The organism is Pseudomonas sp. PDM31, from assembly GCF_019218965.1.
In the GTDB taxonomy this organism is placed as follows: Bacteria; Pseudomonadota; Gammaproteobacteria; order Pseudomonadales; family Pseudomonadaceae; genus Aquipseudomonas.
Genome location: NZ_JAHUWS010000002.1, coordinates 24,218 through 50,022, shown reverse-complemented (window position 1 = coordinate 50,022; position 25,805 = coordinate 24,218). Strand labels below are relative to the sequence as shown.

Here is a 25,805-nt window from a genome sequence, read left to right as displayed (position 1 = left end):
AATGGCCTGCTCATGTCTTATTTACGGGAAAAGTGGACAACCAGTTTGTCGCCGACGGTCTGTAGCACCTGCACCAGCACCAGCAGCAACACCACCGTCACTACCATCACATCCGTCTGGAAGCGCTGGTAACCGAAACGGATCGCCAGGTCACCCAGGCCACCGGCGCCGACCACACCGGCCATCGCCGTGTAGGAAACCAGTGTAATAGCCGTCACGGTAATTGCCGCGAAGATGCCCGGGCGCGCTTCCGGCAGCAGCGCATTGGTGATGATCTGGCGCGTGGTTGCGCCCATGGCCTGGGTCGCTTCGATGATGCCGCGATCGACTTCGCGCAAGGCGGTTTCCACCAGTCGCGCGAAGAACGGCGTGGCACCTACCACCAGCGGCGGAATTGCACCGGCGACACCGAGGGAGGTACCGGTGATCAACACGGTGAACGGAATCATGACGATCAGCAGGATGATGAACGGCAGCGAACGCAGGATGTTCACCACCAGCGACAGCATCGCGTAGATGCCTTTGGCTTCCAGCAACTGGCGCGGGCTGCACAGGAACAGCAGTACACCCAGCGGCAGGCCGAGCAATACGGTGAACAGCAGCGAACCACCCAGCATCAGCAGGGTGTCGCCGGTGGCCAGCCAGATTTCGAACCAGTCGATATTGGCGAAGAAACTAGTCAGGGCTTCCATCAGCGCAGGACCTCCATGTGGACGTCGGCCGCGGTGAAGCGGGCGAAGGCTGCTTCCATGTCACCGCCGGTCACGGCCAGGGTCAGTTGCCCGTAGGGGATATCTTTGATGCGGTCGATACGACCGGCCAGGATGCTGTAGTCCACACCGGTTTCCCGGGCGACGGTGCCCAGCAACGGCGCGTAGGTCGCATCGCCCTGGAAGGTCAGACGCACGATGCGGCCTGGCACGTGGGCGAAATCGTCACGCTGCTCGCTTTCATCGATCTGCTCGTCTTCCTGCACGAAGCGCTTGGTGGTCGGATGTTTCGGATGCAGGAAGACTTCGGCCACCGAGCCTTGCTCGACGATCATGCCGGCGTCCATCACCGCCACCTGGTCGCAGACCCGACGGATCACATCCATCTCGTGGGTGATCAGGACGATGGTCAACTTCAACTCGCGATTGATCTCGGCCAGCAATTGCAGGACCGATGCAGTGGTCTGCGGGTCGAGGGCGCTGGTGGCTTCATCGCAAAGCAGGATTTTTGGCTTGGTCGCCAAGGCGCGGGCAATGCCCACACGCTGCTTTTGCCCGCCAGACAGTTGCGCCGGGTATTTTTTCGCATGGTCGGACAAGCCAACCCGGGCGAGCAACTCGGCTACGCGCGAGTCGATCTCGCTGCGCGACAGTTCGCCGGCCAGGGTCAGCGGCAGCGCGACGTTGTCGGCGACGGTCTTGGAGGCCAGCAGGTTGAAGTGCTGGAAGATCATCCCGACCTGCTGGCGGAAGCGCCGCAGGCCATTGGCGTCGAGGGCGGTGACTTCTTCACCGTCGACGGTGATCTTGCCGCCACTGGCGTTTTCCAGGCGATTGATCAGACGCAGCAGGGTACTTTTTCCTGCGCCGGAATGACCAATCAAGCCGAAAACCTGACCGTTCTCAATCGTCAGACTGGTCGGATGCAGGGCGGGGATTTCCTTACCGGCGACGCGGTAGGTTTTGTGGACGTTTTGAAACTCGATCACGTAGCGAACCTTGTGGGGCGCGTTGAAAAAGGATCAGCGGTTAGCCGGGCGCGCATTTTAGCCTGTCCGTATAGAGGTTCTTAGCATTTATTTCGCATTTGTCCTGTCTTTTGGCAATAACGCGATCAAAGGTTAGAAAAAAGGAACGGCCAAAGAGGCTCATCAGTCACTACTTAAGTAACTCGAAACCGCCCAAGGAGTTCATGCCTGATGAGTATCAAGAAGCCTAATACCACCAAGAGCGCGATGGCCGGGACCGATACCCCGGACCGCAGTAACACCAATGCCAAGCTCGACAGCCTGGAAACCTTCCGCTCCGACGCCACTGCACAGGCCTTGCGCACTAATCAGGGCGTGAAAGTGGCGGACAACCAGAACACCCTCAAAGCCGGGGCCCGCGGGCCTTCGCTGCTTGAAGATTTCATCATGCGCGAAAAAATCACGCATTTTGACCATGAGCGCATCCCCGAGCGCATCGTGCATGCTCGCGGGACGGGTGCCCACGGCTATTTCCAGAGCTACGAAAATCACTCGGTGCTGACCAAGGCCGGCTTCCTTCAGGACCCGGCGAAAAAAACCCCGGTCTTCGTGCGTTTTTCCACAGTGCAAGGGCCTCGCGGTTCTGGTGATACCGTGCGCGACGTCAGGGGTTTCGCCGTGAAGTTTTTCACCGACGAAGGCAATTTCGACCTGGTAGGCAACAACATGCCGGTGTTCTTCATCCAGGATGCGATCAAGTTCCCCGACTTTGTGCACGCGGTAAAACCCGAGCCGCACAATGAGATCCCAACGGGCGGTTCGGCCCACGACACCTTCTGGGACTTTGTCTCGCTGGTACCGGAGTCGGCGCACATGGTGATGTGGGCGATGTCCGACCGGGCGATCCCGAAAAGCCTGCGCAGCATGCAGGGTTTTGGCGTGCACACCTTTCGCCTGATCAATGCCGAGGGCAAATCGCGCTTCGTCAAATTCCACTGGCGCCCAACGGCAGGTACTTGCTCGCTGGTGTGGGATGAGGCACAGAAGCTTGCGGGAAAAGACACCGACTACCACCGCCGTGATCTTTGGGAGTCGATCGAGACAGGCGACTATCCTGAGTGGGAATTAGGCGTGCAGGTTGTGGAAGAAGAAAACGAACACGACTTCGAGTTCGACATTCTCGACCCGACCAAAATCATTCCCGAAGAAATCGTGCCCATCACGCCGTTGGGCAAAATGGTGCTGAACCGTAATCCGGACAACTTTTTCGCCGAAACCGAGCAGGTCGCTTTCTGCCCGGGGCATATCGTGCCGGGGATCGATTTTTCCAATGACCCCCTGCTCCAGGGGCGGTTGTTTTCTTACACCGATACACAAATCAGCCGACTCGGTGGGCCGAATTTTCACGAAATTCCGATCAATTGTCCGGTAGCGCCGTTCCACAACGGTCAACGGGACGCCCTGCACCGCACGACTATCGATAAGGGCCGGGCTTCCTACGAGCCCAATTCCATCGATGGCGGCTGGCCCAAAGAAACTCCGCCGGCAGCACAGGATGGTGGTTTCGAGAGCTACCCGGAGCGAATCGACGCCAACAAGATCCGCCAGCGCAGCGAGTCGTTCAGCGATCACTTCTCCCAGGCGCGCCTGTTTTTCCACAGCATGAGCAAGCACGAGCAGGAGCACATCATCTCGGCCTACAGCTTTGAGCTGGGTAAGGTCGAGCGTGAGGCCATACGCGCTCGTGAAGTGAATGAGATCCTCGCCAATATTGATCTGGAACTGGCCAAGCGTGTGGCGCAGAACCTCGGCTTGCCTGCGCCCAAGGCCGGGACGGTCGAAGTCCGTAAAACCTCACTGGATCGCTCGCCAGCCTTGAGCCAGGCCAATTTGCTGCCGGCCGATATCAAGACCCGCAAGGTGGCGATACTGGCAGCCAATGGTGTGGATGGCGCAGCGATTGATGCAATGAAGAAGGCGTTGGCGGCAGAAGGGGCGCATGCCAAGTTGCTGGGTCCGACTTCCGCTCCGGTGACGAGCGCCGATGGCAAGGCATTGCCCGTGGACGCATCGATGGAAGGGATGCCTTCGGTGGCGTTCGATGCGGTGTTCGTGCCTGGCGGGGCGGCTTCGATCAAGGCGCTGAGCGCTGACGGCGTGGCGTTGCATTACTTGCTGGAGGCCTACAAGCATCTGAAAGCCATTGCCTTGCACGGTGAGGCGAAGCAGTTGCTGGATGTATTGAAGCTGGAGGTAGATGCAGGGTTGGTCGTTGGGGTTGATACCAAACTGATCAAGCCGTTTTTTGCCGCGATCGGGCAGCATCGGGTTTGGGATAGGGAGGCCAAGGCCAAGGCGATTCCGGCCTGAGGATCTTGGTTGAGGGTAGGGCGCCTTCGCGGGCAAGCCCGCTCCCACACAGGTTCTGTGAACGATGCAGTTCCAATGCAGGAGCGGGCTTGCCCGCGATGCTTTTAAGGTTTGCGAGGGGTCAGAACCATCTGCGCGGGAACACTGCGCAGAATCTGTCGCTCCAGTTTCAGATCGAAATCAGGATCGAGTTTCGTCACCCGCTTGGTCAGCAGGTTCGCCAGCCACGGATAGTCATCGGTTCTCGGCGCCTGAATGCTCACGTCGCACTGATAATTCACCACATCGGCGGCAATGGCATCCAGTTGGCGACGCAGTTTGCCCATATCGCTGATATTCAGCGCCACTGTGGTGCTTTCAGCTGAGGGGTCGATAACTTTTGCCTTGGGCATGGCTTCCGCAGCCTTGAGGGCGGCCTCAGCCTTGTCCAGCTCGGCCTTGCGAGCCTCGGCAATGGCGCCATTGACGCCACCAGTCAGGGCCGGAGCCTTGGGCATCAGGACGCGGGCCCTGCTGAGGGCGGTAGCGGCGGCGTTGACGTCACCTTTTTGCAGCACGATCTGGCTGCGGCGCAGATAGGCTTCGGCCAGTTGACGCTGGTATTGCTCCAGGGACTGATCATTGGGCGATTCGGCTTGCAGTGCCGCCAATTGACCTTCGGCCGTAGCCAGTTCATCGCTGGCCAGGCTTTGTTCAAGCTGTGTGATGGCCGTGGCCCGCGCATCGATGGCCTGGGTGGCCGCCGGTGGCGTGCTTTGGCAGGCGCCCAGCAGCAAGGAAAATGCAACCAGGAGCAGATAACGGGAAGCGGACGACTTCATTCCTGCGACTCTCTATTTGCGCAAAAAACGAGCAAGTCTACACCCCTCGACGGGGCAGAACAAAACTCAGCAGAAACAGCGCAGCGGCCGCCACCACAATCGAGGGGCCGGCAGGGGTGTCCTTGAACCAGGACAACGCCAGCCCGCCACACACGGCGAGTATGCCCAGCAGGCTCGCGCCCAGTGCCATCTGCTCCGGTGAGCGAGCATGACGCTGTGCCGCAGCCGCCGGAATGATCAGCAACGAAGTGATCAGCAGCACACCGACGATTTTCATCGCCACTGCAATGACTACTGCAATCAACAGCATCAGGGCCAGGCGCAATGCCGCGACCGGCAAACCTTCGACCCTGGCCAGCTCTTCGTGCACCGTAATCGCCAGCAATGGCCGCCACAAGGTAACCAGCAACGCCAGAACGGCTGCGCTGCCGCCGAGAATCCAGGCCAGGTCAGTCGGACTGATCGCCAGCAAATCGCCGAACAGGTAGGCCATCAGGTCGATCCGCACTTCGTGCATGAAGCTTAGTACCACCAGGCCCAAAGAGAGCGTGCTGGGTGCGAGAATTCCCAAGAGCGTGTCGGACGCCAGCGGTTGACGCTGTTGCAGGGTCACCAGCAAGACGGCCAGCAGCAGGCAGCCTACGGTGACCGCGACGGTCGGGCTGACATCCAGCAGGAAACCCAGTGCCACACCGAGCAGCGCGGCATGGGACAGTGTATCGCCGAAATAGGCCATGCGTCGCCAGACCACAAAGGAACCCAGGGGACCTGCGACAACCGCCAGAGCCAGGCCTGCAAGCAGGGCGTACAGCAGAAAATCAGCCATGCTTGCAGCTATCTCCGTGAACATGGGTATGGCCCGACGCGGGCGCCTTGACCACCGAGCCGTGCAGGTCGTGGGCGTGGTCGTGGTGGTGGTGATAGATCGCCAGGCTTTGCGCGTTCTTGCCGAACAGCTCGACGAAAGCCGGGTCACCGCTGACTTGCTCGGGATGCCCGGAGCAGCAGACGTGACGATTCAGGCACACCACCTGGTCTGTGGTGCTCATGACCAGGTGCAGGTCATGGGAAACCATCAACACACCGCAACCGTGACGATCTCGAAGACGGGTGATCAGGCTGTACAGCTCGGCCTGCCCTGCAACGTCGACGCCTTGTACCGGCTCGTCGAGCACCAGCAGTTGCGGCTCGCGCAACAAGGCGCGGGCCAGCAACACCCGCTGCATTTCGCCACCGGAGACGCTCTGCACCGGGCTGTCGATGACCTGCTCGGCGCCGACCTCGTTGAGTGCCGCCAGGGCCATGGCTCGGTCCACGCCGGGTACCAGGCGCAGGAAGCGCAGTACAGACAGTGGCAGGGTCGGATCGACGTGGAGTTTTTGCGGCATGTAGCCAACCCGCAGTTTCGGCTTGCGCCAGACACTGCCACTGTCGGGCTTCAGCAGGCCGAGCACGGCGCGCACCAGGGTGGTCTTGCCGGCGCCATTGGGGCCGATCAGGGTCACGATCTGCCCTGGCTCGACACTCAGCTCGATGTTGTCCAGCACATTTTGCCCGGCGAACGTGACAGTAACCTCCTCAAGGCGGATCAAAGTGTTGCTCATCAAACCCCCTGGCAACCCGAGCAGAGCCCGACCACTTCGACGGTCTGGCCTTCGACGATGAACCCGACATCCTGGGCGCTGATGATGATCGTGTCGCTGATCGACTTCTGTTCGAGCTCGATAGCGGCATGGCATTCGCGGCAAATCAGAAACTGGCCCTGATGGGCGTGTCCCGGGTGATTGCAGCCGACGAAAGCGTTAAGTGAGGAAATCCGGTGCACAAGGCCGTTCTCCAGGAGGAAATCCAGAGCTCGATACACCGTCGGCGGCGCGGCGCGACGACCGTCTTGCTCGCTGAGGACTGCGAGAATGTCGTACGCCCCCAAGGGCTTGTGGCTCTGCCACACGAGCTCCAGCACCCGCCGACGCAAGGCAGTCAGACGCAACCCTTGCCGTAAGCACAGGGCATCGGCCTCGGACAAAGCGCTGTGAACGCAATGAGAGTGGTCGTGGGGACGGCTGGCAATCGGTGTTTTAGGCATGAGCGGCGACGGGATTTGTGAGAGACGTTATTATGTTACTCGTTCTCGCCTCATCGAGTGGTCATCGTGTCCCGACTTTTTTCAGTTTTTGTCGCATTTATCGCCAGTTTTCTGTTGATCGGCACGGTCCAGGCCGAAGTCAAAGTGCTCACCAGCATCAAACCCCTGCAATTGATTGCAGCAGCGGTGCAGGACGGAGTGGTCACTCCCGAAGTATTGCTGCCGCCCGGTGCTTCGCCGCATAACTATGCCTTGCGCCCTTCCGACGTACGCAAAGTGCAGTCGGTGGATCTGTTGTACTGGATCGGTCCGGACATGGAAGGTTTCCTGCCCCGTGTACTTAATGGTCGAACCTTGCCCAGCGTCGCCGTGCAGGACCTGCCGGGCCTGCAATTGCGCCATTTCACCGAAGATAACCACTCCCATGCCGAAGAAGCCGATGAACATGATCACGATCATCGCCCGGGCAGTCTGGATGCGCATTTGTGGTTGTCACCAACCAACGCCAGGGTCATCGCTGCCAAAATGGCTGCGGACCTGAGTGCCGCCGATCCTGACAACGCCGGGCGTTATCAAAGCAACCTGAAGGCATTCGACGAGCGCCTCGATGCCCTGGATCAGCGCTTGAAGAAGCGTCTGGCACGTATTCAAGGCAAGCCCTACTTCGTCTTCCACGAAGCCTTCGATTACTTCGAAGATGCCTATGGCCTCAAGCACGCGGGCGTATTCAGCGTTGCAGCGGAAGTGCAGCCCGGCGCCCAACATGTCGCGGCGATGCGTACGCGATTGCAGGAAGTCGGCAAAACCTGCGTGTTCAGCGAACCGCCGCTGCGCCCACGCCTGGCGCAAACCCTGGTGGCGGGGTTGCCGGTAAAACTGGCGGAACTGGATGCGCTGGGTGGGTACACACCGGCGACTGCTCAGGGCTATGAGCAGTTACTTGAGAAGCTTGGGAGCGATTTGGCTGGGTGTCTGGAGTCGTTGTAACTGGCTCAATACCTGTGGCAAGGGGGTTGCCTGTGGTGAGGGGAGTTGCCTGTGGCGAGGGGGCTTGCCCCCGCTGGGCTGCGCAGCAGCCCCAATCAGCTCATCAGCTACATCGCATGGGAGCGCTTCGCACTCCAGCGGGGGCAAGCCCCCTCGCCACAGGCGAACCTGGCCCAGGCACGCCCCCATCGCCTCGATTTAAAGGGCGAACGGCAGTGGCGTACTGACTGTCTGCCGTTGCGCCAGGCGCAACTGGAATTCCATCGGATCGTGAATCAGCACGTCCTGGCCGGCAAAAGACTCCGCTGCGATCAGCCGTGACAACCAGAACCGCACGCAAGCCACCCGCAACATCGTCGGCCACAACTCGGCTTCAGCAGCGGTAAACGGGCGCAATGCCGCATAGGTGCCCAGCAAGGCCCGCGCTCGTGGTCCGTCGATCAACCCGTCGTCGTCCGAGCACCAGTCGTTCAAGGCAATTGCCACGTCGTAGAGCATCGGTCCTGAACAGGCGTTGTAGAAGTCGATCAACCCGGTCAGGTGGGTGCCTTCGAACATGGCGTTGTCGCGGAACAGGTCTGCGTGGATATTGGCTCGCGGCAGTGCCAGAATTTTTTCCTTCTGCTGTGCGATCTCGTCCAGTGCCCGTTTCAGCAAATCACTTTGCCCGGCCTCCAGATGCGACAAGAACTGCGTGCCCTCTTCGAGCATCCAGTCCAGGCCGCGATCGGTCTTGCGCTTGATCATGTTCGCCCGGGTTGCCAGGTGCAGGTGAGCAAGCAGTTCACCGACCTGGACACAATGTTGCGCGTTCGCTTGCTTGATGTGCTTGCCGGCCAGGCGCGGCTGCAATAGCGCAGGCTTGCCGGCCAGTTCGCGCAAGGCCACGCCGTCTGTAGTGCGCAAGGCATAAGGCACCGGCAGGTCGGCGTCGTGCAGCACATCGAGCAGTTCGATGAAGAACGGCATTTCCTGGACCGGGCCACGCTCGACCAGGGTCAGGACGAATTCGCCCTGCTCCAGGCTGATGAAGAAATTGGTGTTTTCGCTACCGGCGGCAATCCCCTGGAAATCAAGCAGGCGGCCGAGGCCATAAGGGGCGAGAAAAGCTTCCAGCTCGGGCCGAGCCAGGGGGGTGAACACAGACATGTTTTAACTGCCAGTACGGGCGCCGCTCTTGAGCAGGCGCCAATTGAAATTAAGAAACTACTTCCACTCAAAGATTTTCCACGACGGAATCAGCATATCCGGCTGATCCGAGCGGATGAAGTTACCGTCCGATCCATCGGCGCGCACCAGAAAGTACGGCTTGCCGCCCTTCGGTGTGACCTGAATGGCATACAGGAAGCCATTCTGGCGGTATTCCTTGATCGTTTTGTCGCCTTCGGTGCGAATGGTTACATCCGGCTCCGGTGACGGCGCGTCATCCGCCGCGATCGCCGCCAATGGTGCAACCGCAATCAAACTGACCAGCAGGAAGCGATTTAGTGTACGCATGATAACCTTGTCCCTTTGTCGTCAACGGTCCCGCTATTCTAGCGCCGGACCCGCCGAAAAGGTTGATCCTGCTCATGAGCCAAGCCCCCCTCGTCCTGGTGGACGGTTCGTCTTACCTGTACCGCGCCTTTCACGCGCTGCCACCGCTGACCACCTCCAAAGGCCTGCCGACCGGTGCGGTCAAGGGCGTACTGAACATGCTCAAGAGTCTGCGCAAGCAGTACCCGGACAGTCCGTTCGCCGTGGTGTTCGACGCCAAGGGCGGGACTTTCCGCGACGAGATGTTCGCCGAATACAAAGCCAACCGCCCGAGCATGCCGGACGACATGCGTGTGCAGATCGAGCCGTTGCACCAGAGCGTGATCGCCTTGGGTTTCCCGCTGCTGTGCGTCGAAGGCGTGGAGGCTGATGACGTGATCGGCACCCTGGCCCGCAGCAGCGCCGCGGCCGATCGCCCTGTAATCATCTCCACCGGCGACAAGGACATGGCGCAACTGGTCGATCGCCACATTACCTTGGTCAATACCATGACCGGTAGCAGCATGGACGTAGAGGGCGTGAAGGAGAAATTCGGCGTCGCTCCCGAGCAGATCATCGATTATCTGGCACTCATGGGCGACTCTTCCGACAACATTCCGGGCGTTCCGGGTATCGGCCCGAAAACCGCTTCCGGCCTGCTGGTTGGCGTGAACGGCGGTCTGACCGAGCTTTACGCGCAGCTCGACATCGTGCCGACCCTGCCTATTCGCGGTGCCAAGACCCTGCCGGCCAAGCTCGAAGAGCACAGAGAGATGGCGTTTCTCTCCTATCAGCTGGCGACCATCAAGGTCGACGTGCCGCTGGAAATCGGCCTCGACGACCTGCAAATGGGCAAGCCAGACCACGACAAGCTGGCCGAGCTGTATACCCTGCTGGAGTTCAAGAGCTGGTTCGACGAGAACCAGCGCGATGCCAAGCGCTCCGGCCAGGAGGTCATTGCACCCGTGGTCGAAGAAACAGTCGCCGGGACCGAGCTCAAATACAGCACCATCCTGACCCAGGCGGATTTCGACCTGTGGCTGAAGAAACTCAACGACGCCAAGCTGTTTGCCTTTGATACCGAGACCACCGGCATCGACGCACAGCAGGCGCAACTGGTCGGGCTGTCCTTTGCGGTACAGGCCAATGAAGCGGCCTATATCCCGTTGACCCATTCCTACATGGGAGTACCGGAGCAACTGGATCGCGACACTGTGCTGCGTGCACTCAAACCGATCCTGGAAGACCCGAACAAGCTAAAGGTCGGCCAGCACGCCAAGTTCGACATGAACATCCTGGCCAACTGCGCCATTGGTGGCGACCAGAGCTGCGGGATCACGGTGCAAGGCATCGCCTTCGACACCATGCTTGAATCCTATGTGCTGGATTCCACGGCGACCCGCCATGACATGGACAGCCTGGCGCTCAAGTACCTGAATCACACCACCACCAGCTTTCAGGACATCGCCGGTAAAGGCGCCAAGCAGTTGACCTTCGACCAGATCTCTCTGGAACTGGCCGGACCCTACGCTGCCGAAGACGCTGATGTGACGCTGCGTCTGCATCAGACCCTGCAGGAGAAGCTCAACGCCATCCCGAGCCTGAGCAAGGTATTGAACGAAATCGAAATGCCACTGGTACCGGTGCTGGCGCGCATCGAACGCCAGGGTGCGCTGGTCGACGCCAACCTGCTGGGCATTCAAAGCGTTGAGCTGGGCGACAAGTTGGTCGCACTGGAGCGTGAGGCGTTCGCCATTGCCGGCGAGGAGTTCAACCTCGGTTCACCGAAGCAATTGGGTGTGATCCTGTACGAAAAGCTCGGCATGCCGATCCTCAGCAAAACCGCCAAGGGCCAGGCCTCCACTGCCGAAGCCGTGCTGGCGGAGCTGGCCGAGCAGGACTTTCCGCTGCCCAAGGTGCTGATGCAGTACCGCTCGATGAGCAAGCTGAAAAGCACCTACACAGATCGTTTGCCGGAGCAGATCAACCCGCGAACCGGGCGCATCCACACTTCGTATCACCAGGCCGTGGCAGCGACCGGGCGCCTGTCGTCCAGCGATCCGAACCTGCAGAACATTCCGATCCGCACCGCCGAAGGCCGCCGGATCCGTCAGGCGTTCGTCGCGCCCAAGGGCTACAAGCTACTGGCGGCGGATTACTCGCAAATTGAACTGCGGATCATGGCGCATCTGGCCAAGGACGAGGGTTTGCTGCACGCCTTCCGCAACGACCTGGACGTGCACAAGGCCACCGCTGCCGAAGTCTTCGGCGTCGAGCTGGCTGATGTCACTACCGACCAGCGCCGCAGCGCCAAGGCGATCAACTTCGGTTTGATCTACGGCATGAGCGCATTCGGCCTGGCCAAGCAGATCGGTGTCGACCGCAAGCAGTCCCAGGCCTACATTGACCGCTACTTCGCCCGCTACCCGGGCGTTCTGGCGTATATGGAGCGCACGCGGACGCAGGCGGCCGAGCAAGGCTTTGTAGAAACCATCTTCGGCCGTCGCCTGTACCTGCCCGAGATCAACGCGAAAAACCCGGCCCTGCGCAAAGGTGCCGAACGTACGGCGATCAACGCGCCGATGCAGGGCACTGCCGCCGACATCATCAAGAAAGCCATGGTTGCGGTGGATAACTGGCTGACAACCTCAGGCCTCGATGCCAAAGTCATCCTCCAGGTGCACGACGAACTGGTGCTTGAAGTCCGTGAAGATCTGGTCGATCAGGTTCGGGAAGAAATTCGCCTGCACATGAGCGAAGCGGTGAAGCTGGATGTTCCGCTGCTGGTGGAAGTGGGCGTCGGCAACAACTGGGACGAGGCTCACTAAACCTGTTGCCCCCCCTGAAGGAGCGAGCACGCTCGCGAAGAACCCGAGAGCGCCGATGGAAGTCAGAGGCCCCGCGTTATCGTAAACGACTTTCGTCGGAACCCCGCCCGGAGGCTCGCTCCTACAGGGGAATGCTGTTCACTTAAGCTGGGCACACACATGTGGCGAGGGGGCTTGTCGGAGCGCCGCATCGCCCCGTTCGGCTGCGAAGCAGTCGTAAAACCATTGCACACTGTGTATCTGGTACGCCTCGGTGGCAGGTTTTGGGGCCGCTTCGCGGCCCAACGGGGCGATGCGGCGTTCCGACAAGCCCCCTCGCCACAAGGTGTATTGCCCCGCTTAAGTGAACAGCATTACGCTCCTGCAGGGGGCATATCAGCATCGTTTTGGCTGCGGCATAGTGCCGCGGCAGCGGGGTTTGGAGCATTTAGTCCCGATCGTTTTTCAGGTTATTCCAAACCCATTGGAAAAAAATCTGAACTAATCTGGCAATTCACCAGTCAGATTTACTGAATGGCTGGTGAAGCCCTTCAATGCTCCTATGTTGTGTTAAGTGTTGGCAGATATCTGGACCCCGCCCTAACGGTCTAGAGCTTGAACCCCGGAACTTCTCCCTCCCCATATGAAGTCCGGGGTTTTTTTTGCCCGCAGAAAACTGCCCGAGCGCATCTCAGGCAGTTTTTGCAGCTTACTGAGGCTCTACCTCGGCACCCTTGTCCGCCAGTTCCATCCAGCCCGCCAATACCGTGTAGGCATCTTCCAGGCCCAGGCGTTTGGGCGCCGAAAACAGCTGAATCGTCACGCTGTCGCCCCAGCCCTTGCGGATCTCGGACTGAACCTTGAGCAGCGTATTCTTGGCTGCGCCGTAGGTCAGTTTGTCCGCTTTGGTCAGCAGAATGTGCATCGGCATGCCTGCGGCCACGGCCCAGTCGAGCATCAGCAGGTCGAAGTCGGTCATTGGATGACGGATGTCCATCATCAGAATCAGACCCTTCAAACTCTCGCGGCCACCCAGATAAGCTTCGAGGTGACGCTGCCAATGTTGCTTGAGCGGAATCGGAACTTTTGCATAACCGTAGCCCGGAAGGTCGACCAGACGGCGTTCATCGTCTAGCTTGAAGAAATTCAACAGTTGCGTGCGCCCCGGGGTTTTCGAGGTTCGCGCCAGGCTGGCGTGGGTCAGGGTGTTCAAGGCACTCGACTTGCCAGCGTTGGAACGCCCGGCGAAGGCGACTTCAAAGCCCTCGTCATCCGGACATTGGTCGACTTTGGCGGCGCTGAGCATGAAGGTGGACTGTTGGCACAGACCGAGGATGGGATTCTTGAGTTGCATGGGATTTCCGATGTGGGCGGCGCCAGGAATAGGTGCGGCAAGCGGTGTCGCTTCCGTTTCAGTGACGCCAGTATATAATGCCGCAGATTTTGTGTGCGCTTTGTCCCAGCGTAGGATGAAGTTCACGAGAGCGACAGACCTTGATTGCGCACCAGAACGCAGCACGCTCTCTACCCTGAAAAGGTCGTTTTATGACGAAATGGCTGCTAGCTGCCGGTGTCTTGATGCCGCTTTACAGCGCTCAGGCTACACAGGATCCGGAAGCTGTGTACAACCGTGTTTGTGGAGCCTGTCATTCCGGCCAACTACCCATGGCGCCGAAAAAAGGCGATCAGGAAGCTTGGACGCCGAGGTTGGCGAAAGGTATGGAGACGCTGGTGCAACACGTGACCCAGGGTTTCAAGGCGATGCCGCCGCGTGGTTTGTGCATGGACTGCAGTGCCGAGGATTACCAAGCCATCATCCACTGGATGAGCGAGTAAGCCCGGCCCATAACTCTTAACCCTTAGCCGTAGTTGGATTAGCTGATGAAGAAATTGATCGTGAGTCTGCTGTTGACCGTGGGCATCTCCGGCATGGCCCATGCTGCAGGTGAGCCAGTAAAACCTGGTGACAAAGCCGCCGGCCAGGCAAAAGCCGCCGTATGTGGCGCCTGCCACGGCCCGGATGGCAACAGCATGGCGCCAAACTTTCCGAAGCTGGCGGGTCAGGGTGAACGCTACCTGACCAAGCAATTGCACGACATCAAGTCGGGCAAGCGCACCGTTCTGGAAATGACCGGCCTGCTGACCAACCTGAGCGATCAGGACCTGGCGGATATCTCCGCCTACTTCGCCAGCCAGAATGGCAGCGTGGGTGCAGCCGATCCGAAAGTGGTGTCTCGCGGTGAAGCCCTGTTCCGTGGTGGTGACCTGGCCAAGGGCCTGCCAGCCTGCACCGGCTGCCACTCGCCTAATGGCGCGGGTAACGCTGCCGCCGGCTTCCCGCATTTGGGTGGCCAGCACGCTCAATACATCGCCAAGCAACTGACCGACTTCCGCAAGGAAGAAGGTGGTCGCACCAACGATGGCGACGCCAAAACCATGCAGACCATCGCCAAGCGACTGAGCGACGAAGATATCGCGGCGGTATCGAGCTACATTCAAGGCCTGCACTGAGGCCGGCGGATCGGGCGTTGAACGGGGCGGATATTTCTTGCAACGTTAACGCTCGATTAATCCGTCACAGCAAGTATAAAAAGGGTGGCTTTGGCCGCCCTTTTTTGTGGCCGCTACCGTTACACTACAGAACTCAGCCCGCCCCGGCCTGTCTGAAAACAGGCCGCGCGAGGCCATAAAATTTGTCCAGGAGTAAAGCATGCGTAATCTGATCATCAGCGCCGCATTTGTCGCTGCCAGCCTGTTCGGCATGACTGCCCAGGCCGCTGAAACCCCCGCTGCACCTTATGTCGAACTGAGCAATCCGGTTCCGGTGGCAGTACCTGGCAAGATCGAGGTGGTAGAGCTGTTCTGGTACGGTTGCCCGCACTGCTACTCCTTTGAGCCGGTGATCAACCCATGGGTCGAGAAACTGCCTTCGGACGTGAACTTCGTGCGTATTCCGGCCATGTTCGGCGGTCCGTGGAACGCGCACGGCCAGATGTTCCTGACCCTGGAGGCCATGGGCGTTGAGCACAAGGTTCACACTGCGGTATTCGAAGCGATCCAGAAAGAACACAAAAAGCTGACCGACAAAAATGACATGGCAGACTTCCTGGCTACCCAGGGCGTCGACAAGGAAAAGTTCCTGGCGACCTTTGACTCTTTCGCCATCAAGGGCCAGATCGTCAAGGCCACTGACCTTGCCAAAAAGTACGAAATCACTGGTGTGCCAACCTTGATCGTCAACGGCAAGTACCGCTTTGACGTGGGTTCTGCCGGGGGCGCCGAACAAGCTCTGCAACTGGCCGATAAACTGATCGACAAAGAGCGAGCGGCTGCCAAGGCTGCTGCCAACTAAGCGAACTGCTGCCATGCGCCGCTGGGGCACTGAACGCGTTGTAGGCCTGCATGATCCGCGGGTCAACGAGCATCACCTGGAGTCGACAGGTTTGCCGGCTGATAGCCGGCTGCGCCTGCTCAGCTTCAATATTCAGGTAGGCATCAGCACAGAGCGGTATCGGCATTACCTGACCCGGGGCTGGCAGCATCTGCTGCCGCACACCGGGCGTTCCGACAACTTGCAGAAAATCGGCAGTCTGCTGGGCGACTTCGACCTGGTTGCCTTGCAGGAAGCCGACGGCGGCAGCCTGCGTTCCGGCTACGTCAATCAAGTCGAGCACCTGGCTCAGCTCGGGGCCTTTCCTTACTGGTATCAGCAGCTCAATCGCAATCTCGGCCGTCTTGGCCAGCACAGCAATGGCGTGCTCAGCCGTCTGCGCCCCTGGGCGATCGAGGACCATCCGTTGCCCGGTCCAAAAGGTCGCGGGGCCATTCTGGTGCGCTTTGGCGAGGGCCCTGAAGCGCTGGTGGTAGTCATGATGCACCTTGCGCTCGGAGCCCGTGCCCGCAGCCTGCAACTGGCGTACATCCGCGAGTTGATTGGCGGCTACAAGCATCAGGTGCTCATGGGCGACATGAACACCCACGCCAGCGATCTGCTGCAACATTCACCTCTACGCGACCTTGGACTGCTCGCCCCGCAACTGGAAGCGACGTTCCCAAGCTGGCGGCCCCAGCGATGCCTTGACCATATCCTGTTGAGCCCGAGCCTGACCCTGGAGAAGGTCGAGGTGCTGGCCCAGCCCATTTCCGATCACCTGCCGGTCGCGGTAGAGATTCGTCTGCCGGGTTCCCTCACGGCCGATGCATTGCCCGCGTTGAGCCCTGCCCTTCGCGGATCCGATGAATGAGTGACGACGCACAGCGCTGGAAAGAGAAATACCTCAAAAGCATTGAACAACAGGAAAAGCTCGAGCGTCGATGGGACGCACGGCTCGACTTGTTGCGTCGTGGCCTGGTGCGCAGCACCCTGGCGGCGGAGGGTACCGATCGTGCCGTTGATCTATGCATGAAGGAAATGCGTGAAGTCGTGCGCACCGATGACATGGACGCCGGTCTTGCCGCCCTTATCCCGCGTCTGGAAAAAGCCGTACTCGATTCCGAGCAGCGTCGCGAAACCCGGATCAATCAGACCAGCGCCGCCCTGACAGCACTGGTCACACAGCTGCAGAAATTGCCCCTGCCACGGGAAGTGAGTCGACCGCTCAAGGGTTTCGCCAAACAACTGGGCGCCAGGGTCGGCCACGCGCGTGAGATCCCGTTACTGTTAAGTGAGCTGAGCGGCTTGCAGGGCAAGGCCTTGAGTCAACTGGAAACCCCGACAGAACCCGGTCGGCCTGGTTTATTGCAACGGTTGTTCGGCCACCAGCAACTGGAGGAAGCCACCGAAACGGTCGCGGCCAAGGCCCCACAAACCGTTGCAACTGCGGCTGGCGCGCTAACCGACGCAGCGGTGGACCATGTCGCTCCACCACCTGCGCGCGTTGAGTCGGCAATGGCCGCTTTGGCGGTGGCCGAGGCCACCGGGTTGCAGGCCTCCAGTATCGACGCGCCCACTGTTCGCGAGCAGGAAATCAATCCTGACGAATTGATGCCGGCAGTTCTCCCGTCAAGCTTGCTGATGCCAGCGCCGGTCCTGGAGAAGATAACCGCCGTCGATCCGGAGCATCCAGACCCCGATTTTCATTATTCCCTCCCGGATTCCCCCGAGCCTTCCTACAGCTCGGTAGCACTTCACATCGAAGAAACATTGCTGGGACTGCTCGACGACCTGACGCTACCCGAGCGCCATCGTCCGCAAGCCGAGGCGATGCGTTATCGCTTGAAAAACGGGATGAACTGGTACGAATTACTACCCATACTCGACGATTTCGCCACCCTGATGCTGGCCATCACTGACAGTGGCCAACATGAGTTCGAAGCCTATCTGCAGCGGCTGAACGAGCGCCTGGAGTCGTTCCAGAGCAATTTGCAGGCAGCCACAGCCGGCCACGCCGAGAACCATTCGGCCGCGCGCGCGATGGACACGCAGATCCGCGAGCAGGTCGACGGTTTGCAGAGCAGCATGCAGGAGGCGGCCGACCTGGATGATCTCAAGCGTGTGCTTGAGAACCATCTCGAAGGCCTGCTTGGAACCATGGACCAACATCAGAAGCAGCGTGACGAGCGCGAGCAGGAAGTTGCGGCGCGTCTGCACGGCCTGGCGGAGCGTGTCGCTCACATGGAGCAGGAGGCTCAGGGTTACCGCGAGCACCTTGAAGAACAGCGCCAGAAGGCCTTGGTGGACCCCTTGACCGGCTTGCCCAACCGGGCCGCCTGGAGTGAGCGACTGGATCATGACATCAGCCAATGGCAGCAACAGGGCGATACGCTGCTGCTGGCCATGCTCGACCTCGATCATTTCAAACGCATCAACGACAACTATGGGCACCTGGCCGGCGACAAAGTGTTGAAAATTATCGCCAGTGTGTTGCGCAAGCGCCTGCGCAGAACAGATTTCATTGCCCGGTTCGGCGGAGAGGAGTTTGTACTGCTGATGCCGTCCACCGCGCCGGCGGCTGGCCTGAAGTTGCTGGAAAGTCTGCGTGCCGCGATAGAAGCCTGCCCGTTTCATTTCAAGGGCGAACCGGTGACCGTCACCATTTCCAGCGGAATGACCGCATTCAGATCCGGTGAGCACAGCGATCAAGTGCTTAAAAGAGCCGATCAGGCACTGTACCGTGCAAAATATGCCGGTCGTAACCGGGTGGAGCCGGGCTGATCGCCAATCGTTTCATTTGGTTTAATTCAAGGCGATTGCCATCCGCAACCAAGGCAGTACGTTACACTGTTGCATTATTGACTTGCGTGCATCACCTTCAGCCATGAAATATTTCGCTCTAATCCTATCGCTGATACTTCTCGCCGGCTGTGCCAGTGGCCCCCGGTTCGACACCAGTCATGCTTCGGCCAATCACGACAGCCGCATTCAGTTTGTGGTGGTCCACTACACCAGCGCCTCACTGGAGCGCTCGCTGCAGTTGTTGACCCATGGTGAAGTCAGCAGCCACTACCTGATCGGTGACGACAAGGGGGCAACCATCTACAAGCTGATGGACGAAAACCTGCGGTCGTGGCACGCGGGGGAAAGTGAATGGGATGGGCGTACCTGGCTGAACTCCAGCTCCATCGGCATCGAAATCGTCAATCCGGGCTTCACCGACACTCCGACGGGGCGCGTTTGGTATCCGTACACCGACGATCAGGTGCAGTCCTTGATCGTACTGCTCAAAGACATCAGCAAGCGCTACAACATCAGCCCTCGCAATATTATCGGTCACAGCGATATCGCGCCGCTGCGCAAGCTTGACCCGGGACCCTTGTTCCCCTGGAAGCGTCTGGCTGCCGAAGGCATGGGCATCTGGCCGAATGAACAGGCGGTTGCACGTCAGCAGATGCAGTTCGCCGACCGATTGCCGAGCGTCAGCTGGTTTCAGGCGCAATTGGCACGGTTGGGTTATGCCACGCCGCAAACCGGTGAGCTGGATGTAGCAACGCGTCATGTGATCGCGGCATTCCAGATGCATTTCCGCCCTTCCCGCTTCGACGGTACTCCGGATGCGCAAACCGCGGCCTTGTTACTGGTGTTGAACCAGACAAAATAATGACGCCCGCCGGACGGTTCGGGCGTTTTCTCCATCAGCAGCTATAACTCATTGGTAATCCATCGGATATTCCATGATGACTGCTGCTCGAGAAACCTTCCGTAGCTGGTTCTATCGCCCCTGGTTTCTGGGGCTGCTGGCTGCTGCCGTGAGCGCAACGTTATTGATGACCGGCAGCCTGTTCGTCGCCATGCATCAGGTGGAACAGAATGAAAGCCTGGAAATGAATGCCCAGGGCGAGCGATTCCTCGCCCGCCTGGAGCAGCTTTTCGGACAACTGCGTGAAAGCCTCGATGATCTTGAGGCACAGCCGCTGCGAGCCTGCGACTATGAAATGATCGCGACGTTGCAGCAGGTCAGTTTCAATTACCGCTTCGTCTACGAAGCTGCGTACATGGACGATTCGCGGATCTGTTCCAATCGGCCCCGACAGGAAGGGCTGTCGCTGATACGCGCGCCGGATATTCAGGGCCCCACCTACAGCTATTGGCTCAATACCACCACCGAACCTGATGAAAACCGCGCGGCGCTGATGCTCGGGCGGGGCAATTTCAGGGTAGCAACATCGCGCGGGCATCTGACCGATATGGTCGATCTGTCGCCGGGTAGCAGCCTTTTGGTGGTGCTCGACCATGGCAAACGGGCGATTCCGGTCCTGGGTGTCTCACAGGTCTGGCCGCCGACCGAAGCATGGCCACCGAAAAAACGTGATGCGCTGCAAGTTACTCAGACTCGTCTGATTTACCGTATGCCCACGGACAACCCGGAATATCAATTGGTGTTGATCACCCCGCGCACCGGCCTGCATATTCCAGCGGTCTGGTGGTGGCTGGTGCCGGCGAGCCTGACGCTGGGTATTTTTGTGGGTTTCCTGGTGTATCTGCTGGCCTGTCAGCGGCAATCGCTGGACGCCGAGTTGACGGGTGCCATTCGTCGAGGCGAATTGCAGGTGCTGTACCAACCTATCTTCGACCTCGACAGCCGCAACTGCGTGGGAGCCGAAGCCTTGCTGCGCTGGCGGCGGCCGGACGGTAGCCTGACCAGTCCTGATCTGTTTATCCCGATGGCGGAAAATTCCGGGCAGATTCGCCAGATGACAGACTTCGTTCTGCAGCGCCTGCTGGAGCAACTCGGGCAGTTACTGCGCGCCAACCCTCAACTGTACATCTCGGTGAATCTTGCCGCGTGTGATGTGATGGTGCCGCGGATCGGCCAGGTAATGGCGCGTCTTCTGACCCTGCACCGGGTTGCGGCGAGGCAAATTGCTTTTGAAGTGACCGAACGCGGTTTGATTGATGTGGTGGTGGCCCGGGAAAACCTGCAGGCCTTGCGGGACGTCGGGCACCAGGTGCTGATCGATGACTTTGGCACCGGCTATTGCAGTCTTGCCTACCTGCAAACGCTACCGGTGGATTGCCTGAAAATCGACAAGGCGTTTATCGATGCTCTGGGTCATGATGCTGCCAGCAGCGGTGTGGCTCCCCATATCATTCACATGGCGCAGTCATTGCACCTGAAGGTGATTGCCGAAGGTATCGAGCTTGAGTCCCAGGCCGCACTCCTGAGCAGCGAAGGGGTGAAATTCGGTCAAGGCTGGCTGTTCGCCCATGCGCTGAGTGCGGTGCAGTTTATCGAACTGATCACGCGGGGGCGCCGACGGGCCGGTCGACGCGTAGAGGATGAGGCGTGAAATCGCTTTACACCGTCAGCGCCATGTAGAACTGGGTACCTTGCCCCGGACGTGAATACACGCCCATGCGTCCGCCGTGCAATTGCACGATTTCCTTGCACAATGCCAGGCCGAGTCCGGCCCCGCCCTTCTTGCGCCCGACCTGAACGAACGGTTCAAAGATGCGGCCTTGCTGACCGTAGGCAATACCTTCGCCGTTGTCCTCGACGCTGATGATTACCCGGTCACCATGGCGCCGGGCGTGCAGTCGGATTCGCCCGCCTGGGCCCGTATGGCGCAACGCATTGTCGATCAGGTTGTCGAGCACTCGTTCAAGTTGCGGCTGATCGGCCTGCAATCGCGGCAATGGCTCCAGCAGTTCGAGCAATAGATCGATTTCTTTCTGCTCGGCCACCTCGGTAAAGCGTGCGCGGGCCTGTTCCAGCAAATCCTCGATGGAACAGGGTGCCAGGGTGAGCTTCTGCAATCCATTCTGGTAGCGGGAGAAGTTCAGCAGGTCATTGATCAGTTGCATCAGACGCTGCATTTCTTCATTCACCGTGTCCAGCAGGTCGGCTTCCCGGGAATCCTGGGGAAAGTGCGCGCGTTCGCGGAACAGACCAAAGGCCATGTGCATGCCGGTGACTGGCGTGCGCAATTCATGGGACGCGCGCAATACAAACTCGCTGCGAACCCGTTCAAAGGCACGTTGCTCGGTTACATCATGCAGCACCATCACCGCGCCGAGAATATGGCCCTGGGTATGGCTGACCGGGGTCAGGCTGAATGTCAGCAGTCGCGACTCGCCGTCGACTTCGATGCTCAAGTCTTCCGGTGCCCGTTCCAGGGTACCGCCACGCAACACCAGTTGCAGTTGTTCATCGAGCTCGGGACGTCCCAGCGCGGACCCCAGTCCTTGACCCAGTCGATCGGTGTCCCAGCCCAATTGGCGCTGGGCCACGGGATTAAGGTGTTCCAGCTGGCCCTGACGGTCGATCATCAGAAGGCCGTCGTCGATACTGTCGAGCACGGACTGCAAGCGTTGCTGACCCGCCAACAGCTCATCGACGTTGGTAGCCTGATGTTCTCGCAATGCCTCGGCCATGATCCCGAACCGCCGGGTCAACTGGTTCAGCTCCACCGCCGACGAGATCGGCAGCGTGACATCGAAGTTACCCTGTCCGATGTTATCCGCAGCCTGGGCCAGTGCCTCGATGGGCGCACCAAATCGCCGGGAGATGGCGTGAGCCGTGACGAAACCGATGATCAGTACCGCCAGCCCCACCAGTCCCAACAGGCCGGCAATCAGCAGTGCGCGTTCGCGGGCCAGGCGCTCCGTTTCGTTGATGGTAGCGAGTGCGCGCTTGTGTTCAGCGATCAGGCCGTTGCGCAGCGCATTGAATTTGTTGGTCAGATCATCGTTGCGGTTGAGCGCATTCGAGGGGTCGGGGGACATTTCGTAGGCTTGTATGAAACTCAGGTAGTCCGCCTTGGCTTTTCGGAAACCGAATTCGCTATCCTCGTGCGCAGGGTCCTGGGCGATGCCTTCTTCCAGCAGCTCGAAGTAATGCTGCTTCGAGGCCGCGAAGGCGGCGGAATCCGGTTGCTCGCGAAGCATGATGATCAGTTGATCGCCCAGGGTCTGACGCAGCTTGAGACCTATGTCCAGGGTGGTGAAGTTATTACGCAGCAGCGCTTCCTGGTTGCTGGCCATCTGTATCACGCTGACCAGTCCGAGCAACAGCCCGAGCAACGCTACCGTGATCAGTGCGGAGAAACTCAGGAAAAGCCGGGTCCGCAACTTCATCGCCAGTTTCATCGGATGTAGCTCACAAATTGTACTGCTTGCGTTTTCGATACAGCGTCGAGGCATCGATTCCGAGGGTTTTCGCCGCTTGATCGAGGGTGTCGGCCGTGGCAAGCACTGCGCCGATGTGGGCTTTTTCCAGTTCGTCCAGGCTCAGTGCCGCGCCAATGCGCGGTGCGTTGTTGGCGGGTGTCTCGGCCATGCCCAAGTGGCTGATCTCGACCCGCTCCTGTGGACAAATGATGCTCGCCCGTTCGATCACGTTGCGCAGTTCGCGGATATTACCCGGCCAGCGATAGCTCAGCAGTGCTTCCCGTGCCTCATCACTGAAGGCCCGAGCCGGGCGCGCGTATTCCTTGACGAACCGTGCCAGAAAGCGGTCAGCCAGAGTGAGGATATCCTCGCGGCGTTCGCGCAACGGCGGCAGGTGCAGGGTGATGACGTTCAGGCGATAAAGAAGGTCCTCGCGGAAGCGACCGTCGCGAACCATGTCTTCAAGGTTCTGGTTGGTGGCGGCGAGGATTCGAACATCGGCGCGACGGGTGACCGGGTCGCCGACTCGCTCATATTCCTTGTCTTGAATGAAGCGCAGCAACTTGGGTTGCAAAATCAGCGGGAAGTCACCGATCTCGTCAAGAAACAGCGTTCCGCCGTCCGCCTGATTAACTCGCCCGAGCGTGCTTTCACTGGCACCGGTGAAGGCGCCACGGCTGTGGCCGAACAATTCGCTCTCCATGAGTTCGGCGGTAAGAGAGGGGCAGTTGATCGTTGTGCAGGATTTTTTCGCGCGCTTGCTCCAGCCGTGAATAGCTTGGGATAGCTCGCCCTTACCGGTGCCGGACTCACCGAGAATCAAAATATTGGCGTCGGTAGTAGCGACCTGGCGTGCGGTTTCGAGTACCACTTTCATCGCAGGGCTGTGAGAGTCGAGGCCGTCTTTGGGTTTGCGAATTTCACCTTCCAGGGCTTCCAGTCGCGCAGACAGCTGTCGCACCTCCAGCTGCTTGGCCGTGGCCAGCCGCAGTTGATCGGGGCTGCACGGTTTGACCAGATAATCAGCCGCGCCAGCCTGAATGGCGTCTACGGCGGTGTCGACAGCCGAATGCGCGGTGACTATTACCACGCGCATCCAGGGTGCCTGAACGCGCATTTGTGCCAGCACATCCAGACCATTGTCTTCGCCCAGACGCAGGTCGAGAAAGCACAAATCGAAGACCTGCCGTTGCAGCAACGCCTCCGCCTGCGTAGCACTGGTGGCGGTGGCTACGCTGTAGCCTTCATCTTCGAGGCAATAACGAAAAGTACGCAGGATGGCGGATTCGTCGTCCACCAGAAGAATGCGGCCTTGATGCTCAGTGGCGGATTCCATTTTCCTACGCTCCTTTAAGAATGTTCTTGGTTTAGTCCCGGAGAAGTCGGGCAAGTTGCATGGTCGATTCTGAGCCATTACTGCCTTGGCAGGGTAGCTCTGATCATGGGTAGCGGTCAGCTGCCTGATTTTACGTGGCTTTTAAAGCACATCCGGATTTCAGACAAGCACCTGCGTCCATTTCTGACAGCTGCCGCCCACGCTCAATTCCATAAATTTTACGTCAGCGATCAAAGCGATCGTGCAATACGCACGACCGCACGGACGCCATCGTGCAGGTTGCGTCCGGAATGAAATTCATTAAGTCATTAAGTTATTGATTTATAAGGAAATTAAATCATATAAAAAATTGGCACGCAGGCTGCAATTGTCTGGTTAACCAGGGCATTCAATAACAACGCCCGTCACCAAATCCCGCGATTGGGAGGAGCTCCAGGATGAACCGTCAACGTGCCGCTCGCTTGAGCCTCTCACCTCTGCACATTCAGCAAGGCTTGTTTGCTGTTTTGGCACTGTTGATCACGTTAATCGGCGGCCAGCAGTTTCAGCTCTGGCAGTTGAGCCAGCAGCAAGAGGCGCCACTGCAGCCGATTCAGCATCCGACCCAGACACATTTCAGCGCTGTGGGGATCAATCAGCCCGACAGCACCCCAATGCGCATGATGGATGTCGATCAGGCATTACCTGTGGGTGAAGTACGCCATCAGGAGCGTTGGGTGTTCTAGGCATTACACCGGCGCAATTGATGCGTCGGGAACCGCAGCACCACTTAATAGATGCGTAAGGAGAATCACCATGTTGAGCTGGGCAATCACATTCTTGATCATAGCCATCATCGCCGCCGTATTGGGCTTCGGTGGTATCGCGGGCACCGCCACGGGTATCGCCAAGATTCTCTTTGTCGTGTTCCTGGTGATGTTCATTGTTTCGTTCTTCTTTGGCCGTCGCGGTCGAGGTTGACATGAGTGCTTTGAAGACAGTGGCAGCCGCCCTGCTGTTGGGCGGCAGTGCCATGGCGATAGCGGCCAGTGACGGCCAGGCGCGGGTCAACGAGCTGTTGGATTCAGACCCGCAATACCGCGATACTTGGCAAGGGGTCGTGCAGAAAGAAGAACGCCTGCCGGAATGGGTGCTGAACCTGACCGGAGACGCCGAACAAATGAATGCCGTTGAAGAGGATGGCGACAAGTATCTGGTGGGACCGCTGTGTGAATCCTCGGCGACGTGCCTGAACCAACGCTTGATCGTAGCCGTCAGCTTTGACAAGAAGGACGCCTACGCCATGCTGGTAGACGTGCCTGCCGGATTGCCGGCTGACAAATCGCCTACGCGGCATGCCGGCTACCGTTTTCTCGGCAAGCCAGACGAAGGCATGCAGGGTCTGCTGATGGAGCAACTGAAAAAAGACCCGAAGTGGTATTGAGTCCGTACACGAAGGAGGCCTCACCGCTTCTTTGCGCCTGCACCACCTGAGGAAGGCTGGTGCATGACCAAGGGGTCGGGATGCTTTGCCTGTTGCAGGGGCGGAGTGACCTACGGGTACAGGGAGTACCTGCGCAAGGGCCAGGTCAGGAAAAAGCTGCGTCGCAGGTTCGCCGACCCCATGGCTCGACGGACTTGCGAAGGGCTTGACCCGCGACAGCGCGACTCAATTAGTTA

General features: G+C 59.3%; 24 protein-coding genes. 13 read left to right on the top strand and 11 right to left on the bottom strand.

The window, feature by feature from the left end; genetic code table 11:
- Positions 1-17 precede the first annotated feature (17 nt).
- Positions 18-692 (bottom strand): methionine ABC transporter permease, encoded by a 675-nt coding sequence (locus KW839_RS03480; protein ID WP_057712603.1) that lies wholly within the window; start codon positions 690-692, stop codon positions 18-20.
- Complete coding sequence (locus KW839_RS03475; RefSeq protein ID WP_218423434.1) at positions 692-1,699, bottom strand: methionine ABC transporter ATP-binding protein; 1,008 nt, start codon at positions 1,697-1,699, stop codon at positions 692-694. The genes KW839_RS03480 and KW839_RS03475 overlap by 1 nt, the downstream gene beginning before the upstream one ends.
- A 210-nt stretch (positions 1,700-1,909) precedes the next feature.
- Between KW839_RS03475 and katE the strand changes: the two genes are divergently transcribed.
- Complete coding sequence (gene katE, locus KW839_RS03470) at positions 1,910-4,048, top strand: catalase HPII (RefSeq protein WP_218423433.1); 2,139 nt, start codon at positions 1,910-1,912, stop codon at positions 4,046-4,048.
- A gap of 104 nt (positions 4,049-4,152) precedes the next feature.
- Here katE and KW839_RS03465 read toward each other — a convergent pair whose 3' ends face one another.
- From KW839_RS03465 to KW839_RS03450, 4 genes are read right to left on the bottom strand one after another with little or no spacing between them, the layout of a single operon-like run.
- On the bottom strand, positions 4,153-4,869 hold the full coding sequence (locus tag KW839_RS03465; RefSeq protein WP_060540359.1) for a PA5502 family lipoprotein: 717 nt from the start codon (positions 4,867-4,869) through the stop codon (positions 4,153-4,155).
- A 37-nt stretch (positions 4,870-4,906) separates the two neighbouring features.
- Positions 4,907-5,695, bottom strand: a complete 789-nt coding sequence (znuB, locus tag KW839_RS03460; RefSeq protein WP_060540360.1) for a zinc ABC transporter permease subunit ZnuB — start codon at positions 5,693-5,695, stop codon at positions 4,907-4,909.
- Positions 5,688-6,473 (bottom strand): zinc ABC transporter ATP-binding protein ZnuC, encoded by a 786-nt coding sequence (gene znuC / locus KW839_RS03455; protein WP_218423432.1) that lies wholly within the window; start codon positions 6,471-6,473, stop codon positions 5,688-5,690. Before znuC ends, znuB begins: the two co-directional genes overlap by 8 nt.
- Positions 6,473-6,955, bottom strand: a complete 483-nt coding sequence (locus KW839_RS03450) for a Fur family transcriptional regulator (RefSeq protein WP_218423431.1) — start codon at positions 6,953-6,955, stop codon at positions 6,473-6,475. Before KW839_RS03450 ends, znuC begins: the two co-directional genes overlap by 1 nt.
- A gap of 66 nt (positions 6,956-7,021) precedes the next feature.
- Here KW839_RS03450 and znuA point away from each other — a divergent pair, with 66 nt between their 5' ends.
- Entirely contained in the window at positions 7,022-7,942 is a 921-nt protein-coding gene (gene znuA, locus KW839_RS03445; RefSeq protein ID WP_218423430.1) for a zinc ABC transporter substrate-binding protein ZnuA, read from the top strand.
- Positions 7,943-8,140: 198 nt separating this feature from the next.
- Here the strand turns inward: znuA and KW839_RS03440 are convergent, their stop codons facing one another.
- Both KW839_RS03440 and KW839_RS03435 read right to left on the bottom strand, forming a co-directional pair.
- Positions 8,141-9,091: a homoserine kinase gene (locus KW839_RS03440; protein WP_218423429.1), complete on the bottom strand. Its 951-nt coding sequence runs from the start codon at positions 9,089-9,091 to the stop codon at positions 8,141-8,143.
- A gap of 57 nt (positions 9,092-9,148) precedes the next feature.
- A complete protein-coding gene (locus KW839_RS03435; RefSeq protein ID WP_060540365.1) occupies positions 9,149-9,439 on the bottom strand; it encodes a DUF2782 domain-containing protein in 291 nt (96 codons plus the stop codon).
- 74 nt (positions 9,440-9,513) lie between these two features.
- Between KW839_RS03435 and polA the strand changes: the two genes are divergently transcribed.
- Complete coding sequence (gene polA, locus KW839_RS03430) at positions 9,514-12,285, top strand: DNA polymerase I (RefSeq protein WP_218423428.1); 2,772 nt, start codon at positions 9,514-9,516, stop codon at positions 12,283-12,285.
- Positions 12,286-12,973: 688 nt separating this feature from the next.
- On the opposite strand, the gene yihA is transcribed toward polA, so the two are convergent.
- Positions 12,974-13,618, bottom strand: coding sequence for a ribosome biogenesis GTP-binding protein YihA/YsxC (gene yihA / locus KW839_RS03425; protein ID WP_060540367.1), 645 nt, complete (start codon positions 13,616-13,618; stop codon positions 12,974-12,976).
- A gap of 191 nt (positions 13,619-13,809) precedes the next feature.
- Here yihA and KW839_RS03420 point away from each other — a divergent pair, with 191 nt between their 5' ends.
- The 7 genes from KW839_RS03420 (at position 13,810) to KW839_RS03390 (ending at position 20,991) form a co-directional block, all read left to right on the top strand.
- On the top strand, positions 13,810-14,100 hold the full coding sequence (locus tag KW839_RS03420; RefSeq protein ID WP_060540368.1) for a cytochrome c5 family protein: 291 nt from the start codon (positions 13,810-13,812) through the stop codon (positions 14,098-14,100).
- Between the two features lie 45 nt (positions 14,101-14,145).
- On the top strand, positions 14,146-14,775 hold the full coding sequence (locus KW839_RS03415) for a cytochrome c (protein WP_060540369.1): 630 nt from the start codon (positions 14,146-14,148) through the stop codon (positions 14,773-14,775).
- A gap of 199 nt (positions 14,776-14,974) precedes the next feature.
- Complete coding sequence (locus KW839_RS03410) at positions 14,975-15,616, top strand: thiol:disulfide interchange protein DsbA/DsbL (protein WP_060540370.1); 642 nt, start codon at positions 14,975-14,977, stop codon at positions 15,614-15,616.
- A gap of 13 nt (positions 15,617-15,629) precedes the next feature.
- Positions 15,630-16,508, top strand: a complete 879-nt coding sequence (locus tag KW839_RS03405; protein WP_060540371.1) for an endonuclease/exonuclease/phosphatase family protein — start codon at positions 15,630-15,632, stop codon at positions 16,506-16,508.
- Positions 16,505-18,418 carry a GGDEF domain-containing protein gene (locus KW839_RS03400; RefSeq protein WP_218423427.1) on the top strand — a complete coding sequence of 638 codons (1,914 nt, stop codon included), beginning with the start codon at positions 16,505-16,507 and terminating at the stop codon, positions 18,416-18,418. Before KW839_RS03405 ends, KW839_RS03400 begins: the two co-directional genes overlap by 4 nt.
- A 103-nt stretch (positions 18,419-18,521) precedes the next feature.
- A complete protein-coding gene (locus KW839_RS03395) occupies positions 18,522-19,301 on the top strand; it encodes an N-acetylmuramoyl-L-alanine amidase (protein WP_218423426.1) in 780 nt (259 codons plus the stop codon).
- Between the two features lie 76 nt (positions 19,302-19,377).
- Entirely contained in the window at positions 19,378-20,991 is a 1,614-nt protein-coding gene (locus tag KW839_RS03390) for an EAL domain-containing protein (RefSeq protein ID WP_177336948.1), read from the top strand.
- A gap of 7 nt (positions 20,992-20,998) precedes the next feature.
- Here KW839_RS03390 and KW839_RS03385 read toward each other — a convergent pair whose 3' ends face one another.
- Both KW839_RS03385 and algB read right to left on the bottom strand, forming a co-directional pair.
- Positions 20,999-22,789 carry a KinB sensor domain-containing domain gene (locus KW839_RS03385; protein ID WP_218423425.1) on the bottom strand — a complete coding sequence of 597 codons (1,791 nt, stop codon included), beginning with the start codon at positions 22,787-22,789 and terminating at the stop codon, positions 20,999-21,001.
- Between the two features lie 10 nt (positions 22,790-22,799).
- Positions 22,800-24,146 (bottom strand): sigma-54-dependent response regulator transcription factor AlgB, encoded by a 1,347-nt coding sequence (algB, locus tag KW839_RS03380; protein WP_060540376.1) that lies wholly within the window; start codon positions 24,144-24,146, stop codon positions 22,800-22,802.
- Between the two features lie 437 nt (positions 24,147-24,583).
- Here algB and KW839_RS03375 point away from each other — a divergent pair, with 437 nt between their 5' ends.
- The 3 genes from KW839_RS03375 to KW839_RS03365 all read left to right on the top strand — a co-directional run bounded on the left by KW839_RS03375 (position 24,584) and on the right by KW839_RS03365 (position 25,569).
- On the top strand, positions 24,584-24,871 hold the full coding sequence (locus KW839_RS03375) for a hypothetical protein (RefSeq protein ID WP_060540377.1): 288 nt from the start codon (positions 24,584-24,586) through the stop codon (positions 24,869-24,871).
- Between the two features lie 70 nt (positions 24,872-24,941).
- On the top strand, positions 24,942-25,106 hold the full coding sequence (locus KW839_RS03370; protein WP_009041538.1) for a DUF1328 domain-containing protein: 165 nt from the start codon (positions 24,942-24,944) through the stop codon (positions 25,104-25,106).
- Position 25,107: 1 nt separating this feature from the next.
- Complete coding sequence (locus KW839_RS03365) at positions 25,108-25,569, top strand: inhibitor of vertebrate lysozyme family protein (protein ID WP_218423424.1); 462 nt, start codon at positions 25,108-25,110, stop codon at positions 25,567-25,569.
- Positions 25,570-25,805: the final 236 nt, after the last annotated feature.

Excerpts from the sequence above, each read along its gene's own strand:
- KW839_RS03480 (WP_057712603.1), bottom strand. The coding sequence starts at position 692 with ATGGAAGCCCTGACTAGTTTCTTCGCCAATATCGACTGGTTCGAAATC.
- katE (WP_218423433.1), top strand. The coding sequence starts at position 1,910 with ATGAGTATCAAGAAGCCTAATACCACCAAGAGCGCGATGGCCGGGACC.
- KW839_RS03465 (WP_060540359.1), bottom strand. The coding sequence starts at position 4,869 with ATGAAGTCGTCCGCTTCCCGTTATCTGCTCCTGGTTGCATTTTCCTTG.
- znuB (WP_060540360.1), bottom strand. The coding sequence starts at position 5,695 with ATGGCTGATTTTCTGCTGTACGCCCTGCTTGCAGGCCTGGCTCTGGCG.
- znuC (WP_218423432.1), bottom strand. The coding sequence starts at position 6,473 with ATGAGCAACACTTTGATCCGCCTTGAGGAGGTTACTGTCACGTTCGCC.
- KW839_RS03450 (WP_218423431.1), bottom strand. The coding sequence starts at position 6,955 with ATGCCTAAAACACCGATTGCCAGCCGTCCCCACGACCACTCTCATTGC.
- KW839_RS03440 (WP_218423429.1), bottom strand. The coding sequence starts at position 9,091 with ATGTCTGTGTTCACCCCCCTGGCTCGGCCCGAGCTGGAAGCTTTTCTC.
- KW839_RS03435 (WP_060540365.1), bottom strand. The coding sequence starts at position 9,439 with ATGCGTACACTAAATCGCTTCCTGCTGGTCAGTTTGATTGCGGTTGCA.
- polA (WP_218423428.1), top strand. The coding sequence starts at position 9,514 with ATGAGCCAAGCCCCCCTCGTCCTGGTGGACGGTTCGTCTTACCTGTAC.
- yihA (WP_060540367.1), bottom strand. The coding sequence starts at position 13,618 with ATGCAACTCAAGAATCCCATCCTCGGTCTGTGCCAACAGTCCACCTTC.
- KW839_RS03420 (WP_060540368.1), top strand. The coding sequence starts at position 13,810 with ATGACGAAATGGCTGCTAGCTGCCGGTGTCTTGATGCCGCTTTACAGC.
- KW839_RS03415 (WP_060540369.1), top strand. The coding sequence starts at position 14,146 with ATGAAGAAATTGATCGTGAGTCTGCTGTTGACCGTGGGCATCTCCGGC.
- KW839_RS03410 (WP_060540370.1), top strand. The coding sequence starts at position 14,975 with ATGCGTAATCTGATCATCAGCGCCGCATTTGTCGCTGCCAGCCTGTTC.
- KW839_RS03405 (WP_060540371.1), top strand. The coding sequence starts at position 15,630 with ATGCGCCGCTGGGGCACTGAACGCGTTGTAGGCCTGCATGATCCGCGG.
- KW839_RS03400 (WP_218423427.1), top strand. The coding sequence starts at position 16,505 with ATGAGTGACGACGCACAGCGCTGGAAAGAGAAATACCTCAAAAGCATT.
- KW839_RS03395 (WP_218423426.1), top strand. The coding sequence starts at position 18,522 with ATGAAATATTTCGCTCTAATCCTATCGCTGATACTTCTCGCCGGCTGT.
- KW839_RS03390 (WP_177336948.1), top strand. The coding sequence starts at position 19,378 with ATGACTGCTGCTCGAGAAACCTTCCGTAGCTGGTTCTATCGCCCCTGG.
- KW839_RS03385 (WP_218423425.1), bottom strand. The coding sequence starts at position 22,789 with ATGAAACTGGCGATGAAGTTGCGGACCCGGCTTTTCCTGAGTTTCTCC.
- algB (WP_060540376.1), bottom strand. The coding sequence starts at position 24,146 with ATGGAATCCGCCACTGAGCATCAAGGCCGCATTCTTCTGGTGGACGAC.
- KW839_RS03375 (WP_060540377.1), top strand. The coding sequence starts at position 24,584 with ATGAACCGTCAACGTGCCGCTCGCTTGAGCCTCTCACCTCTGCACATT.
- KW839_RS03370 (WP_009041538.1), top strand. The coding sequence starts at position 24,942 with ATGTTGAGCTGGGCAATCACATTCTTGATCATAGCCATCATCGCCGCC.
- KW839_RS03365 (WP_218423424.1), top strand. The coding sequence starts at position 25,108 with ATGAGTGCTTTGAAGACAGTGGCAGCCGCCCTGCTGTTGGGCGGCAGT.